We start from the raw sequence: 14,721 nt of genomic DNA, 5'->3' as shown, positions 1-14,721 counted from the left end.
TCTCCCAAATATTTTATTTATAGACCAAAACTATGATGTATCATGGCTTATTCAATAAATGTCCTCCATATCGATACCGAGCCGAACAATGGAGGTCTGACCGCGGCAGCTCTCAACCGCGAAGTTGATCATGTTGTCGTTGAGACGGCTACGAGCGCCACCGAGGGACTTGACATAATCGTGAACCGCTCCCCGGACTGCGTCCTCTCTACCCCCGATATACTCAGTCAAAATGGCACCGATTTTATACAACAGGTCCGTAATGAAGACCCCGAGTTGCCGTTTATTCTGCTCACCACTGATGTTGGTACTGAGGTTGTCAACGAGGCTGTCTCCGCCGGTGTAACCGATTACTTCCAGACAACGTCCGAGCCTGAGCAGTATCAGCTCCTCATAAATCGTATCGAAAATATCGTTCAATCGCGACAATCAACAGAAAGACTCGCTCATCAAAAAGGGTTGGTGGAGCTGACTGAGCTTACCGCCAGCGTTGGTGGCTGGGAACTTGATCTCGAATCCGACGAACTGAATATAACTACCGGTGCCAGTCAGATCACTGGTCTCCCACAAGATGCCGACCTTTCGCAAGCCGAATCAGTTGGTATCTACCACCCAGATGACCGACCTGAAGTCCAAGCTGCTGTTGACCGCAGCGCTCAGACCGGACAGCAGGTCCAAGACACTTGGCGAATCCAACCAGCAAGTGGGAGCCAACGTGTTATAGATGTGACTATTACTCCCGACATATCCAACGGTGAGGTGACGACACTTCGAGGCACTATTCAAGACGTTACCGAGCGCTATGAGCGCCGCCGAGAGCTAGAGCAGATTGAGACGCTATTCCAGCACACTCAGGGGCCGTTATTCTTAATCGGTGTTGGCGACGAATTCACAGTCAGGCGGGTCAATCAGGCTTGGGAAGACGCGACAGGGGTACCAGCTGATTCAGCTCCCGGACAGACACTGGGTGAGTTACTCGGTGAAGACCAGGGGAGCGAAGTGGAACAACGATACCGGACCTGTGTCCAGCGTGAAGAACCGCTTGAATATGAAGAGCAACTTCAGTTCGACGACGCCCCGACTTACTGGAAGACCAGAATTGCGCCGGTAATGCTCGATGGAGATGTGAAGTATATCGCCGGGTCAACTCAAAACATCACTGAGATTCGAAAGCAGCAGCGAGAGCTCCGCATTTTCCAGCAGGCTATTAACAACACTGAGGTGCCAATCACACTTTCGGACCCGTCACAAGAGGATAATCCACTCGTCTACGTCAACGACGCCTACGAACAATTGACCGGATATTCCGAAAAAGAGGCCCTTGGGCGGAACTGTCGGTTTCTTCAGGGCAAGGATACTGACCCAGAACCAGTTACCGCTCTCCGAACGTCGATTGATGCTCAGGATCCGAACACCGTCGAGTTCCGCAATTATCGTAAGGACGACACCGAATTTTGGAACCGCTTGACCGTCGTCCCAATCTACAACGATGATGGGACTCTTATCAGATATCTCGGCACCCAACAGGACATCACTGAGCGCAAAAAACGCGAAAAGCACTTAGAGCTACTTGAGCGGGTATGGCGGCACAATTTGCGTAATATAATGAACATGGTTCGGGGGTGGGCTGAGGTAATCTGTGCGGAGGCATCAAAATCAGTTACAACGAACGGCAAAAAAATCGTAGAGATGAGCAATGAACTGCTTGAATTGACGGAGAAAGAACGCAAACTGGCCGATGTGCTACGGGGAGAGCCGATTCAAAAACCGCTTGACATTGAGGCAGTTTTAGAGCGGGTCGTCTCGAAGACAACATCTGAATATCCGGAGGCCACGATTGCGACGAAGTGCCCCACTAAAATGACCGTTCGAACGACGGTAGACTTGGAACAAGCGCTCAATGAGCTTGTGACAAACGCCATCGTCCACAATGACTCTGAATCATCTGAGGTTGATGTTACTGCCACTCGGGGTGAGATAGGAGTTCGTATTGAGATTGCTGACAACGGGCCGCAAATCCCGGAGATGGAACGGGGCATACTCACAGACGGGGTGAAAGAGGAGCCACTACGCCACGGAAGCGGGCTGGGGATGTGGCTCGTCAGGGAGAGCATAGTTCAAGTAGGCGGTAGTATTACTGCTGAGACGAGGTCACCGACCGGAAATATCATTACGGTTGTACTTCCGCAGTGAAATCACGTCTGATTCGCTGAATACCCGCTTTCTATCCCACACATTGATTAGTGACAGTATCACACAGCCGATAGCTGATTTATTAAGTCAACTGAGAGCGCCCGGATTAATTGGTCGCGTCACAAAGCGGTCTAAAGTGCTCTGTTGAATAGCGGTGCTTGGGTGGTGAAGGTAGATATGAATCGGTCCGTGAGGTGATGAGCCGCATGGTCCCAAATTCGGTGCCGATAGACAGGTTCTCAACAACCGCTATTCAACAGAGCAATCGAGATCGACACGAAGGACAATCGCGTTCGCTTTCACGTTCGCGCACGGAATTCAGACGACTGCGAATTAGTTGTCTACGGTCTCCGCCGACACCTCGATAAACTACCATCGGATGTAGAACCCCAGATACACCGCGCACTCTCAAACCACAAAATCAAACGATACCCCGAAGGTAGCTATATCGGTGTCTTCGCATCATACGATTTGACCAGTGGCGAGATTCGTGAGCCAGCCGAAGTCCTTTCCGACCCGTACCCACGCAACCTCGAACTTAGCGAATTCCCGCCTGACTCAGGCCAACTCTATAAGTGGTAATGTATCGTCTTTTTTCATAAACAAGTGGATTGTAGCGACTTCGACAGAGCGGCTGGCGTTGAAACATATATTGACCGATCTTGATCCAGATATGTGATTGTTCTATGGCACCGCGCACGATGGCTACTCACGGCCTGCCGTCACCCTGCTGTCCCAGAATAGTACTTTCGCCCCGCTCGCCCGAAGTATAAGTCACAGAGTCTCAAATGTTGAGGAGAGGGAGCACCGCTGAGTCGGTTCCAACAACCAGATCAGCTCCAAAACAGTGTCACACGCTCCCTCTCCCCCTCGAAGGAGCCCGTGAACTCGTGAGAATGACTTCTAATGACCCAGAGACGGTCCGTGGCGACTGCTCGTTCTGCGGCGAGACAGTCACGGATCGGCACGCGATCATCCACTATGAGACCACTGGCGGCGACACAGGCGTGTGGGCTGAATGCCCTCGCTGTGGCGAAATCGTTGACCCCACCGATGCTCAGTAAACAGTTCATCCAGCAGATCGTCAGGCTCGAACCGTCATCGACAACGCACCACGAGTGCCGTCACTGTGGGTACAGCGTGGAGAAAGACGTCGATGAGTGTCCACAGTGTGGCTCTCAAGAAATTGCGGCCTACGATCTCGAGTAATTGCTGAAGTGGTCACGGTAGGTAGAGAAGGTTCGAAACCTTATGTAGCACCCAAACAATAACATGGCTCGGCTTGTTACATAAGGCATGGAGCAGCCGTCACCACCCACCTCGCTCCCGAAGTATCTCGTAGAGGGGCTCCCGAAACAGGATACGGAGACACTCCATGAGATACAGAACTACGTTGAGGCGCTCATCGAGTATCGCGACCAGTCGGTAGACACCGACGAGCTTCCCGAGACCGCCGAACCCGTTGACGGGTCCGATAGCGCAGGAAGCGGGACCGTCGTCAAAGAGAAAGTCACCTGTGGCGACGACAGCTGTAAGTGCGCAAGCGGGAATGCCGCGCATATGCACGGTCCGTATCTCTATCGCTACTATCGTGAGAACGGGACGATGAAATCGGAGTACGTCGGGAAGCCAAAAAGTGAGTAGTGGTGAGTCGGGACTACCAGAACTTCACCGACGTCGACCAACAGAGATCGGCGATAAATCGACGCTACACCACCAGTGAGTCGCGTTCGACGATACTAGCAAACGCGACGTTCTCTTTGACTTGCTCGATCTCGACCGACAGCTCATCACCTGGTTGTCCACCGGGGACGATCACGACGTAGCCGCGTTCAACCTTCGCAATGCCGTCACCTTGATCACCAGTCGTCTCGATCGTCACGTCGCGGACTTCACCTTCATTTACGGGAGGACCGTCCGAGGTCGGAGTTGGTTCTTGAGCAGTCGACTGGGATTGCTCTTCCTGAGTCTCTTGGCTGGTCGAGGATGCTGATGCCAAGATCGCGACGCGATACGTTTCGTCGGCAGCAAGCGCGTCGTGTTCGATTTCACTCACGGGGACGTCCACAATATATGACCCGTCGCGTTCTTCGATTTGAGCACTAAACACAGAGCGAAGCGAATCAGAAATTTCGATCATCAGGTATCACGAGTGTAGCTAGTCAACGTATCTAAATCTCGCGTTTTGCGCACTCTGAGGTGGTAACCTAGTGTATGCTGAAGAGAACACGAAAATCCCGAACAGAAGCTCCTCGAAAGGCTAGCAGGCCAGATCGCTCAATACAGATGAAGTACGGATGGGTCAGTACAAATCAACAGTAGTTGGTAATACGATCTCGGTACTCAGGCGTATTCATGAAAGCAAATCGTTCGGGAGGTACTGTGAGCAATCAACCGGGATCGCTTTCCATGCTGCCTGAATCGCTTGGTACCCTGTCCAGCCTTCCCCTCGAAGCATCTCGCCACAGGCGTGACAAAACTCCGCTATAGTACACTTCTCCTTGTCTAGTAATAGATACAACAAAAACGTGGGAGCAACTGCCTTCCCAGTTATCTCTTCTGCGTCATCGAATACTCGATTAATAGCCCGACGCCCGTGCGTATCCATCAAAATAGCAAACCGATACAGCTCTGTATGCTGTTCGATCTCCATCTTCACGGACGTCTCCCCAGCATCCTCTCCATGCGGTCGAGGAACACACGGAACCGTCGTAAACGACGTCTCCTCGTCGTCGAACGACTCAAGTGCCTTCTTGCTCCCATCGTGAACCCACCGCTCTCTCGTTCCCTCAGGGGCATACTCAGACATCTCCCGAACGTGACGCTTGAGTTCGTGATAACAGACGTTCGTCGTCGTCAGCTGGATATTGTCCGTAATTCGAGACCAGAGACTCGTGTTCGCGACAGCGATTAGTGCGTCTGTATCGACAATAACTGGGTGGCGGACATCATCGTCCACCATCTTCACTCCTGGAAAACGCCGGTCGTATCAAGCTCTGCAGCCTCCTCAAAAGCCTCTTGCTCCCGCTCAATTTCTTCTAAAGCATCACCAAGAAGGATCTCTACAACGTCTTCAGAAAGCTCTCCCTGCTTGTATCGCTGGTGGAGGGTGATCTTCTCCTCATCCGAGAGAACCTCTCGGAGTTTCTCTTGAAGACCCTGTCGAGCAAGCTCACTGATATTGATCCCACCAAGACGCATCTGATCAACAATCTGAGTCGCCTCCTTCTCAGTTTCTCCCCGGAACTGGATTTTATCGTTGTTTGTGGCCATCTTACTCTTCATTCTCTCTCCACCGCAATAGCTGTTGTGACGTGCCATCCGTGTCAGTACAAATTCTCAGTGGTCAATACGCAAGCGCGTTCTATCGGCTAATTCGGCTGTAGATACACGAAATAAACGTCGCGGCAACTCTTTTACGGCGCCCTGTCCGGATACACTATCTAGCCAGTTCTCGTGGCTAGTCTCTCCTTTCCCATTGGGTACTGTCAGAGAGTTTTCTCTCAGTTTCAGCTGTGACAGTATTCTTCCAAACTCTGGCTATCCACCAGTTGAACGAGTATGATACGATGTCCCGGAGTCAAAACTGGTGAGTTCAGTGATACGCTGCTCCAGTTCTTCGATCTCGGCTTGGAGCTCGGTTGTGTCTTCGTCGGCTCCAGCCAACTGGTCTTTGAGCCCTTGGAGACAGGTTTCTTTCATCCCTTCGTCGATGTCTGCCTGATTGAGATGGTAATATGCTCACCACTTTCGGAGATTTCACGCGAGGCAGACAATCACGCACCACACGTGTTATCGGGAAGAATTCACGAAATGGTGGTGTCCTTAAACGAGCAAAGGCGGTCGCTATGTATCCTGAAATTGCTGAAACGGTGGGGGGGTGTTTATAAATAGACGGAGAGTCGGAAATCACCCACAACAAGACTACGCGTTCAGTCGATCAGCACTGATATGCTCGAAATCGATATCTGTAAATCGAGCCGTATCCTTGAGAACTTCGACAGCGATCTCGGTATCAACTTGGAGCTGATACTCCCAAGCAGGACCACCGATTGAACCCGCCGTCACCTTTTCGCCTTCGGCGATACCTTGCATGTCGAGTTCACGGAGATGATCTTTGAACCGTCGCTGACCGAGTTTGTCGACATCGATTCGTGAGGCGACACTCTTGTACACGCCGTAGATCGGTTTGGCTCGGACGGGAGCATCCCCGGAAAGTTCCAGGGCAGTAAGCGCAGCAAGGGCAAGATGGGCTTGTGTCGTCATTTCACGCATAGCCTCAACGACGGCTTCTCGCTCAACGAGTGCCTGGGCTTCACGGGCGTGCTCCGCACCAACTTGGTCGTCACCGTGCTTATCCGCTAATTCGCCGGCTTTGCGGAGGTATTTGATCGCTTGACGAGCGTCGCCCGTATCTTGTGCCGAGAGTACAGCGACGAGTGGGATCACGTCATCCGTCAGTACACCACTCTGAAACAGATACTCCTGACCGGATTGGTCAATTTCGACGACAGTTCCCTCCGGAACTCCATCGGCGTCGACTTCGTCGATCGGAGTCAGTTTGGTATCACGGAACGCTTTCGCTGCGCGCCGGCGGAGGATCTGCTGGAGCTGCGTCGCATCATATGGTGAGAATAGGACGGAATCATCGTAGAGCGAACTCTTCACCTTCGGACTGAGATTATCCCGCCACTGGAGGTCGTTACTGATGCCGATGATGCTGGGGAAGACGTGGTCCTCAACGTAATCCTGCGCTCGAGCTCGGGGGAGACTGTAGAGAATCCGGTCGTCGTCTCCGAGTGTATCGATTTCGTCGAGGACGATGATGATCGTACCACCGATCTCGTTCATCGCCTCGAACATCATGTCCATCACGACGTCGGTTGCGTAACCAGTCGGCCGGCTGTTGCCGGTAAGTTCCTGATAGATGCGGGAAGCGGCCTTGTATGACGTTGAGAGATCATGCGATTCACAGGAGACATATGCTGTCGTGAGGTCCAGATGATCGGATTCTTCTTCGGCATGTGCCTGTAGTTCAGAGAGTTTGGCTTTCGCAGCGGCAGTTTTCCCTTGACCGGCCTTTCCGTGGAGGAACACGTTGTTGGCACCGACTCCGCGAGCTGCGGGAGCCAGCGACATATGAAGATCTTCCATCTCGTCAGTTCGTTCGGGGAGATTGTCGGGATGATACTCTTCACGAAGGACCTCTTCTCGTTGGAAAATAGGAGAGGTATTCGAGAACTGGGTCATATGCGGGACCATCTGGGCAGGAGACAATAAAACCCCGGTTACAGCAATGTCTTGAATGTCGTCAACCAGTGGTACCAAACAAAATAGACAGACCACACCCCCACCACTGTTTCAGCAATTCTCGCGCCAAAGAGTGGGAACGATCGGTTCTGACGGAAACAGACGTTGTACTACGAAGACGCGGTTCTCAGCCACTTATACTTCTATTTTAGCCGGATCAAGTACACAGCGACTGTACTCATATTATATATCCTTTTCCTTTAGTAGTAGTAAGTGTAGTAGTAAAAGCGTAGATAGAGCAGTTTAAGCAAGTATAGTAACCTATATTTGACGAGTTTATACCAGATATCCTCCGGCGGGACTCGTCTGCGCATTTGACCCGACCTCTAATTCGGGTAAATTGCTGAAACGGTGGTGGGTGTCCTAACGACATCCGTTACTTCATAAGGAGTTCTTGAGAGACGTGTCTAGTCTCTATTCTCCCGAGTTGAAGCTTCTCACGTCTCCAAGTCGAGTTTTAACTACTTTCTTGTTTCGAGTAACGTACTCACTCGAACTTCAGGGAATAGTGTTCGTCCAGCTGAATTAATTCCTGAAACACTGGTGGGTGTCAAGCAGATTTATCTGAGTTCGTGTCTCTCTTGCCCCAGAGCACAACTCGTGAATCTACTTTCTCCAGATTGGTTTACCACTCTCATTCTCCGATACTCTCGCTAAATTCGTGAAACGGTGGTGGGTGTGTCTCCGATAACGGTTACTCAGACTCTTACCAAACGCTTAGAACAGCTTTGTTCGCGACCGCGTCGATGGTTACACTCGAACTAATGGTGAGAGAGTGGCTGGAGCTCAGCGTCGATCTACTAGTGTACAGTCCGATATGTTCTGATATATCCGATGACTGTACGGGGGTCGCGGTCTCTGAAAGGGTGATTATTTTGTTCTTTGCCCTCAGGAGTTGGATCGATCAAACTAGAGACCTCGATCTTTCTCTCTATCAAGAGTCCATCTCTACAGTCTCTCGGTAGCGGTCCTAGACAAAATCTAGACTGACCCGCTCACAATGCTTTCGCGGATTACACAACAGAATGGATAGGCCATGGCCGAGGTCAACTACGACGCAATGGCTCCAGAACCGTTGATTAACGCTGGGCTACAACCTTATGTAGCATTCAATCGCGTTTCACCACCAGTTCGATACATAAGAAATTGACCCCGGTGTGGATTGACTCGAAAAACGCCCGTTGCGGGTTTGTCGTGCTACCGAGTGAGAGAATTAGCGCAATAATCACGGTCAATGTCATAACGAGTGTTAGCGACAAATAGAACGATTATAATGGATACACGTTAGCTGTTGGAACATGAGTGCGTCACAGGGTAAAACCGATCTATCGGCGGACGAGCGTGCGGGTCTTGAATTAGTCCGTGAGACGGGTGGGATTCACCAGAGCGACTTTTGGAAAGAGCTGGATGTCTCTTCGCGAAAAGGAAGCCGAATAGTCGAAGCACTTGAAAATGCCGAGCTGATTCAGCGTGAAGAAGCGGTGTACAAAGGCCAACGGACGTACTATCTCGAACCAACAGCATCTGATCTTGACTTTTCACTGGTGATGGCGGGTGACATGCTCTCGCCATTTATTGGTGAGGAAGACGTCGATCCGCAGTCAGACGCCTTCTCTCAATGGCTGATGAACCTCGCGTACGAGGAAGAGTGACTCTGTTCTTGAGGGCTTCTGACGGCTCTTAGTCACCAAATCTCATACTTTTGTATCAGGGCCTCATAGAATAGTTGGCATACCTCTCTTTTCCCTCTCGAATCATTACAGGAATGTATCTATCGGATAGAGCCAACCTAGTCCACAATTCTCCGTAGTATGTGTTCGACAATCGAATAAGAACTATACAGGTGAGAGCGAATCGAGCAATATGGCTTACCTATCCTCTCTCACTCAGGATCTGACTAAGAAAGACAAGCGGAAGATCGCTACTATCGTTCTGGTTATGACCATCGGACTCCCAGTCTACGTAGCGTTCATGTCTCTCACCGGTGTGATTAATGTGCCAATGACCACGTTCTTTTTCGGACTTACTCCTATTGTCGGGTTTATGATGTCACTGCTCGCGATTATACCAGCCTATCTACTAGGGAACAAAATGACTCCCTGATTGTCTTGAGCTAGGCACGGACACGTTGATCATACGTGCGCTGTGTATCTCGCACAGCTATCGAGTTATCTCCCTGATCTGGCAGAATCCTCGGCACTCAATACGCATGCTCGTCCTGACAGCTAATTCATCGAATCCCAGATGAAATGATACCCTTGCGAATAGTTCTATGGTACCTGTTAATATTCAAATGTAAATATGCTCTCCGCTTCTGTCTCGAACTTTCTATGAGAATCGAATACCCAGAGACGCTGCTCAGTTATCCAGAATTTGTCATCCCACCATCAACGTATAGCGACTCCCCATTAACGTAGGACGCGAGATCGCTCGCTAGATAGAGTGCGGCATCAGCAACATCCTCTGGTTGACCGAGTCGACGTAGCGGGATCGTCTGGCGATAACCCTCTTCGGCTTCCGTCCCGACAATCTCGACGTCGTCTTTGAGCATTGCCGTCTCGATAGCGCCCGGATGAATCGCGTTCACTCGGATGTTCTCAGGCCCCAACTCGTCGGCGAGCGCGTACGTCATCAGTCGGACCGCACCTTTTGACGTACAGTAGGTGACGAAGCCCGCACTTCCTTCAAGACCGGCGTTACTCGACATATTGATAATGCTCCCACCGCCGTTCTCAACCATTTTGCGGGCAGCGTACTGCGCGCCAAAGTAGACTCCCTTGACGTTGATGTCCATCATCTGGTCGAAAGCATCTTCGTCGGTATCGGTGAACGTCTCTTGGCGAAAGATGCCTGCGTTGTTCACCATCACGTCAATGCCACCGAACTCGTCTGCAGCATCGACGGCAGCTTCGAGATCGTCAAGGTTTGTCACGTTACATTCCACATACGTCGCGTCGACATCGTACTCGTCGATAACGAGTTCGTGAGTTGGCGTGCCACCCTCTCGTGGTGCTTCCTGAATATCGGCGACAACGATATTTGCACCCTCCGCGGCGTATGTCTCCGCGATAGAGCGTCCATTGCCGCTCGAACCACCAGTGATCACGGCCGTCTTCCCGTCAATCAGGGGACCAGACATGGTGTACCCAACATGTTCGCCTTTGTGAATAAATGTTCGTGACATACGCTTTTATGATTGGGTTATCTAAATCGAGGGGGATTCTTACGAGACGATATATGACCTATTGCTATCGACACAAGTTTGAATTGATCACAATCGGAGGAACATGTATCGACCACAATTCCTCTATCAAGTGATCGGTCTATTTCTAGAGTCTGATGAGTCCAGTCCAGAGAATCACCAACAGCCATCGTCTCGGACCGTCAAATCTCATGTGGAAAGATAGTTTCACACGCTCTTTCCACCCAATTCAGTAAGTGATTTCTCGTTAAATGGTGTATACCTTGACCACAAATTCGCACGAGTTAGCAAGTCCTAGACTTCCCCGCGAAGGGTGTCATCAACGACATCAGCGAACGCAACGTTCTCACGCACCTGTTGCATCTCGACGGTGACTCGGTCTCCGACGCTCGTTTCGGGAACGATCACGACGTAACCGTGCTCAACTTTCGCGATCCCGTCACCTTGGTCACCGAGGTTCTCGATTTCAACGTCTCGCTGTTCACCTTCCTCGACAGGCGGGCCGTCGGATTCAGCTGACTGGTCGATCTCAGTCGTGTTCGTGGCTTCGGTATCTGACGTCGACATCGAAATAAGCGCAACACGGTATGTCGATCCCTCACTGACTGCCCCAGTCGCTATCTCGCGTTCCGGCACACTGATCTGGTAGGTACCGTTGTCTTGCTCAACGGTCGCAGTATACAGTGTTTGGAGCGTATCAGAAAGTTCCATAAAATACGTATCGGGTCAATTCGTGCCAGCTGACTTGTTTCTAGCGTTTCTAGCGCTCTCAACTAATTATCGTGGTTCTGACTGAAGTACCCGGTGGGGCACTTCAGGACTTCTCACCATCATCAAACACGGCGGCAAATTCCTCGAGAAGTTCTTTTTGTGACCGTTCATCACCATGAGAGGGAAGTGGTGCTTCCCAGCATTCGATTTGGAGTGTGTCCGCACTCGATACCGACTCCGGCTCAGTTACCACATTGAAAATGCCCGTCCGATAGATTGCCAGAAGTCGCTGGTCATGAACAGTGACATAATCGATTCCAGCCCGACTCAGAGCAGCAGGAATGTCGATCGGCTCAGATAGCGAGACAGAGGCGCTTGGAGACGCCGAATCGCTCATACCTGAGTTTAGTCGATAGCACCGATAAATGCCCTGAATAGAAAGGCACTCTACTGTTGACTAGCCAGACCACCATTGTCCCGGGCTGAGGAAGGTTAAATGGGATTTATTAGCAGACTCGAGAATCACTTTCCCGTCGTAGCGATCAGATCTCTGGATTCGTGGGCTGTGTTGGTTAACACGAGAGCAGCCGATAGCCTGCGAATCCCCGACCCTCCCAGTAAACCTCCTGACGAATATTGTCGACGCCCTCAACGAAGCCACACCAGAGCATCTTCGAAACGCTCGAGGACGACCGATTCGGACAGAAACGCGTCTTCATGGGCGTCCGGGCCGCTGAGGGAGCTGTCGCGTTTGACAAGACCACGCTCCTCACGGAGCAGGTTATGACAGACGAACTGAACGGAATCCCCATTGTCGCGGTCGCCGACCAGCGACTTGATACCGGGTACATCTATCTGAATCCGGAGGAACAGACAGTCACTGCCGACGGGTCCACGATACTAGTCGGAGGGTCCTCCTATGAACCGGATTCGTTACCGCTCACGAGCGTCTACACGTTCGATGCGATGTGGTTCGCCTGGCACGGGTATTATCCCGATACCAATGTATAAGCGTAATGAGACCTCGCTGATTCGGCTCAGAGTAGCCGTCTCCAGATCAAAAGCAGCCTCCAGAGCGGTGTTCCGACGCCCGGACGCGACACTCGTTGTCCTTGGGACAGCAGTCGGATATCTGCTACTCTATCTGTACGCACTCGGGCATCTTGGGCCTGGAATCAGCGGTTTCGACGTAGTGATCGTCTCCGATGCTCTTGTGAAGTTCTTTCAGCCAGAGCTCGGTCCGTTTTCATTCACGCCTGTCGCTCGCGTCTCAGCCGGCCCGATTACGTACCTATTCTCGCTCAACACGATTTTAGGGCTCGGGATTGCCCTTTTGATCGGATTGAACCTCGGGCTCACATATCTCGCATGGCGCCAGCCTGCCGCGTGTGGGGTCGGATCCTCATCTTCGGGGATCCTTGCGAGCTTTCTTGCACTTCTGTCAGGGGCCGCCTGCTGTGGGCCCGTCGTCCTCATTGTTCTCGGGTTTCAGGCATCCGGGATCATCATCACGGCGTTTCAGTTCCTGTTACCGGTCGCTGTCGTGCTCTTGCTCGGGAGTCTTGTTCTCGTCGGCCGCCAGGTTGATACAACGCGGCTCTAAGCGGGGTTTCGTTTAGCCCCGATAGACACGTGATCTGAGGGGTTCACGGGAGGTAGAACGCATCGGGGCCGTGGTCATCCTGCCACGCGAACGCGAAGAGGCGACGAGTTGGAATCCGCTGTAACCGCCGCCCATCATTGCTCTCACCCGTGGCGGGAGTCCACGTCGCGCCATCCCCACGGAGCCTTCCATCTTCGAGTCCGAGCCCGAAGTCGGGCCGCCGAAAGGCATGGAGACCGGCGTCGGTGGCGAGTACGACGGCGTCGGTTTCGCCGACAGTCGCCTCCACGACGCCCCCGGCTGCTTCGACGACCGGCAGCGGAAAGCCGAGCGCCCCACCCTCAGCTGGGGTCACTCCGAGAATGATAGTCTTTGGGTCAAGATCCTCGCGGTCCCACTCACGCTCCGGCCCCTCTCCTCGCATTCCGCGGAGGCCAAACGCCTCGCGCTCTGCGTAGGCCTTGTATGCCGAATCGTCGTACTCGCTTGCGGCAGCCGATCCACTGGATTCAGGCTGAAGCACCACGCCGTCATGGTAGGCATCACGGAAGGCAGCGTACGTCGTCATCGGTCCTGACCGGACCCGGAGTTGCTCACCGGTGAGCTCGCCTGCGATACACTCACCGGTCGACTGTTTCCACTCGGATTCGGTCTCGCGGTCGTATAACACGAGATCATCATCTGCTAGCTTCCCTGAGACGCCGAAAGTGAGGTGCTGGCGGTTAATATTCGCATCGTAAACCACGCCGCTACCACAAATGGGACACCACGTGACAGCGATCGGGTCATCTCCCTCGTCGCCGACGGCGTCGTTAACGACTTCGTGGTAATTGAGGATCCGGGTCGGGTAGGCGCGAGCAGGTATCGCGTCATCCGCCGACTCGACGACCAACACTTCGTCATCCGGATCGCCAAAGTACTCGTCGCCGAACGTCGGGTCGTCGATGCTCGGGATCGCATCTTTCGGGAGGACAGAGATGACGTCCATGGCCGCATCGGTGGAATCGCTCATTGGTCCGCCGGAGCGGTGAGATGTTCGCGGCCCCAGTCACGCATAGCGATGATGACCGGCTCGAGCGACTGCCCTCGGTCGGTCAGAGAGTATTCCACGCGAAATGGCTTTTCGCTGACGACAGTCCGGTCAACGAACCCGTGTTCTTCGAGGTCTTCGAGAACGTCGGTCTGGACCTTCGCCGAAATACCATCGACTTCCTCTTTGAGCGCGTTGAACCCCAACGGGCCGTTCTCCAACAGTCGATGGATGACGACGGGGTGCCACTTCTTGCCGATCAGCGTCGCAGTCGTCGTGATGGGACACCAGTCGCTGCCCGCACACCACACTTCCAACGGTTCCGAATCGGTACTCATACCGGATCCTCACTCCGGAGAAAAATAAAGGTACGTTTGGTAAGTAGGTGAGGAAATGAAACCGGGCTGCTTTGTCGAAAGACCGCAGAGTAAGTGTGCGACGGGTCAGAGGATTTTTCCGACGCATCATCCCACACTGTCAACATCGGGACTGTTTCAGATTCTAACTGATCTGGCGATATCGCACGGATCCGCGTGTCTAGGAGTAGAGTGTGGAGGCTCGGCAACGGGTCCGTCGTCCAAGAACTCGAGACGACCACGTCGTCTGCCTTGTGGATCCGCTGTGAACGCCCCCTTCGAAACGACACGGTATGTTGCTGGATGAGCGGTTTCG

Annotated in this window: 15 protein-coding genes and 1 pseudogene; 6 read left to right on the top strand and 10 right to left on the bottom strand. The window is 52.5% G+C overall.

What is annotated here, in order from left to right; all coding sequences use genetic code 11:
• Window positions 1-42 precede the first annotated feature (42 nt).
• From ABNG04_RS13670 to ABNG04_RS13665, 3 genes are all read left to right on the top strand, one after another.
• On the top strand, window positions 43-2,193 hold the full coding sequence (locus ABNG04_RS13670) for a PAS domain S-box protein (RefSeq protein WP_371162958.1): 2,151 nt from the start codon (window positions 43-45) through the stop codon (window positions 2,191-2,193).
• A gap of 788 nt (window positions 2,194-2,981) precedes the next feature.
• The gene (locus ABNG04_RS18050) at window positions 2,982-3,257 is read left to right on the top strand and encodes a DUF7837 family putative zinc-binding protein (protein WP_445972119.1); all 276 of its coding nucleotides are present in this window, start codon (window positions 2,982-2,984) and stop codon (window positions 3,255-3,257) included.
• Between the two features lie 232 nt (window positions 3,258-3,489).
• Window positions 3,490-3,837 (top strand): DUF6788 family protein, encoded by a 348-nt coding sequence (locus tag ABNG04_RS13665; protein ID WP_371162957.1) that lies wholly within the window; start codon window positions 3,490-3,492, stop codon window positions 3,835-3,837.
• Window positions 3,838-3,901: 64 nt separating this feature from the next.
• Here the strand turns inward: ABNG04_RS13665 and ABNG04_RS13660 are convergent, their stop codons facing one another.
• The 5 genes and pseudogenes from ABNG04_RS13660 to ABNG04_RS13640 form a co-directional block, all read right to left on the bottom strand.
• On the bottom strand, window positions 3,902-4,333 hold the full coding sequence (locus ABNG04_RS13660; RefSeq protein ID WP_371162956.1) for a TRAM domain-containing protein: 432 nt from the start codon (window positions 4,331-4,333) through the stop codon (window positions 3,902-3,904).
• 213 nt (window positions 4,334-4,546) lie between these two features.
• On the bottom strand, window positions 4,547-5,155 hold the full coding sequence (locus ABNG04_RS13655) for a hypothetical protein (RefSeq protein ID WP_371162955.1): 609 nt from the start codon (window positions 5,153-5,155) through the stop codon (window positions 4,547-4,549).
• A 2-nt stretch (window positions 5,156-5,157) separates the two neighbouring features.
• Window positions 5,158-5,478, bottom strand: a complete 321-nt coding sequence (locus tag ABNG04_RS13650) for a DUF8065 family protein (RefSeq protein ID WP_371162954.1) — start codon at window positions 5,476-5,478, stop codon at window positions 5,158-5,160.
• Between the two features lie 255 nt (window positions 5,479-5,733).
• Window positions 5,734-5,913: pseudogene (locus tag ABNG04_RS13645) on the bottom strand (DUF7983 family protein); the annotation flags it as partial.
• A 204-nt stretch (window positions 5,914-6,117) separates the two neighbouring features.
• Window positions 6,118-7,443, bottom strand: coding sequence for a Cdc6/Cdc18 family protein (locus tag ABNG04_RS13640; protein WP_371162953.1), 1,326 nt, complete (start codon window positions 7,441-7,443; stop codon window positions 6,118-6,120).
• 1,358 nt (window positions 7,444-8,801) lie between these two features.
• On the opposite strand from ABNG04_RS13640, the gene ABNG04_RS13635 reads away from it, so the two are divergent.
• Window positions 8,802-9,155: a helix-turn-helix transcriptional regulator gene (locus tag ABNG04_RS13635; RefSeq protein WP_371162952.1), complete on the top strand. Its 354-nt coding sequence runs from the start codon at window positions 8,802-8,804 to the stop codon at window positions 9,153-9,155.
• 710 nt (window positions 9,156-9,865) lie between these two features.
• On the opposite strand, the gene ABNG04_RS13630 is transcribed toward ABNG04_RS13635, so the two are convergent.
• The 3 genes from ABNG04_RS13630 to ABNG04_RS13620 form a co-directional block, all read right to left on the bottom strand.
• Window positions 9,866-10,642, bottom strand: coding sequence for an SDR family oxidoreductase (locus ABNG04_RS13630; protein WP_371162951.1), 777 nt, complete (start codon window positions 10,640-10,642; stop codon window positions 9,866-9,868).
• Between the two features lie 357 nt (window positions 10,643-10,999).
• Window positions 11,000-11,416 carry a TRAM domain-containing protein gene (locus ABNG04_RS13625; RefSeq protein ID WP_371162950.1) on the bottom strand — a complete coding sequence of 139 codons (417 nt, stop codon included), beginning with the start codon at window positions 11,414-11,416 and terminating at the stop codon, window positions 11,000-11,002.
• A gap of 103 nt (window positions 11,417-11,519) precedes the next feature.
• Window positions 11,520-11,813: a hypothetical protein gene (locus ABNG04_RS13620; protein WP_371162949.1), complete on the bottom strand. Its 294-nt coding sequence runs from the start codon at window positions 11,811-11,813 to the stop codon at window positions 11,520-11,522.
• Between the two features lie 239 nt (window positions 11,814-12,052).
• On the opposite strand from ABNG04_RS13620, the gene ABNG04_RS13615 reads away from it, so the two are divergent.
• Both ABNG04_RS13615 and ABNG04_RS13610 read left to right on the top strand, forming a co-directional pair.
• Window positions 12,053-12,427 (top strand): DUF3179 domain-containing (seleno)protein, encoded by a 375-nt coding sequence (locus ABNG04_RS13615; protein WP_371162948.1) that lies wholly within the window; start codon window positions 12,053-12,055, stop codon window positions 12,425-12,427.
• Window positions 12,420-13,019, top strand: coding sequence for a hypothetical protein (locus ABNG04_RS13610; protein ID WP_371162947.1), 600 nt, complete (start codon window positions 12,420-12,422; stop codon window positions 13,017-13,019). The genes ABNG04_RS13615 and ABNG04_RS13610 overlap by 8 nt, the downstream gene beginning before the upstream one ends.
• 43 nt (window positions 13,020-13,062) lie before the next feature.
• On the opposite strand, the gene ABNG04_RS13605 is transcribed toward ABNG04_RS13610, so the two are convergent.
• Both ABNG04_RS13605 and ABNG04_RS13600 read right to left on the bottom strand, forming a co-directional pair.
• Window positions 13,063-14,031 carry a DUF3179 domain-containing (seleno)protein gene (locus ABNG04_RS13605; RefSeq protein ID WP_371162946.1) on the bottom strand — a complete coding sequence of 323 codons (969 nt, stop codon included), beginning with the start codon at window positions 14,029-14,031 and terminating at the stop codon, window positions 13,063-13,065.
• Entirely contained in the window at window positions 14,028-14,387 is a 360-nt protein-coding gene (locus ABNG04_RS13600) for a winged helix-turn-helix transcriptional regulator (protein WP_371162945.1), read from the bottom strand. Before ABNG04_RS13600 ends, ABNG04_RS13605 begins: the two co-directional genes overlap by 4 nt.
• Window positions 14,388-14,721 lie beyond the last annotated feature (334 nt).

This window comes from Halorubrum miltondacostae, assembly GCF_041379815.1.
In the GTDB taxonomy this organism is placed as follows: Archaea; Halobacteriota; Halobacteria; order Halobacteriales; family Haloferacaceae; genus Halorubrum; species Halorubrum miltondacostae.
This window is presented reverse-complemented; position numbering and strand designations above follow the sequence as displayed.

Coding starts and splice junctions, on each gene's coding strand:
- ABNG04_RS13670 (WP_371162958.1), top strand. CDS start 43: ATGGCTTATTCAATAAATGTCCTCCATATCGATACCGAGCCGAACAAT.
- ABNG04_RS13665 (WP_371162957.1), top strand. CDS start 3,490: ATGGAGCAGCCGTCACCACCCACCTCGCTCCCGAAGTATCTCGTAGAG.
- ABNG04_RS13605 (WP_371162946.1), bottom strand. CDS start 14,031: ATGAGCGATTCCACCGATGCGGCCATGGACGTCATCTCTGTCCTCCCG.
- ABNG04_RS13600 (WP_371162945.1), bottom strand. CDS start 14,387: ATGAGTACCGATTCGGAACCGTTGGAAGTGTGGTGTGCGGGCAGCGAC.
- ABNG04_RS13660 (WP_371162956.1), bottom strand. CDS start 4,333: ATGATCGAAATTTCTGATTCGCTTCGCTCTGTGTTTAGTGCTCAAATC.
- ABNG04_RS13650 (WP_371162954.1), bottom strand. CDS start 5,478: ATGAAGAGTAAGATGGCCACAAACAACGATAAAATCCAGTTCCGGGGA.
- ABNG04_RS13610 (WP_371162947.1), top strand. CDS start 12,420: ATGTATAAGCGTAATGAGACCTCGCTGATTCGGCTCAGAGTAGCCGTC.
- ABNG04_RS13635 (WP_371162952.1), top strand. CDS start 8,802: ATGAGTGCGTCACAGGGTAAAACCGATCTATCGGCGGACGAGCGTGCG.
- ABNG04_RS18050 (WP_445972119.1), top strand. CDS start 2,982: ATGTTGAGGAGAGGGAGCACCGCTGAGTCGGTTCCAACAACCAGATCA.
- ABNG04_RS13625 (WP_371162950.1), bottom strand. CDS start 11,416: ATGGAACTTTCTGATACGCTCCAAACACTGTATACTGCGACCGTTGAG.
- ABNG04_RS13640 (WP_371162953.1), bottom strand. CDS start 7,443: ATGACCCAGTTCTCGAATACCTCTCCTATTTTCCAACGAGAAGAGGTC.
- ABNG04_RS13630 (WP_371162951.1), bottom strand. CDS start 10,642: ATGTCTGGTCCCCTGATTGACGGGAAGACGGCCGTGATCACTGGTGGT.
- ABNG04_RS13620 (WP_371162949.1), bottom strand. CDS start 11,813: ATGAGCGATTCGGCGTCTCCAAGCGCCTCTGTCTCGCTATCTGAGCCG.
- ABNG04_RS13655 (WP_371162955.1), bottom strand. CDS start 5,155: ATGGTGGACGATGATGTCCGCCACCCAGTTATTGTCGATACAGACGCA.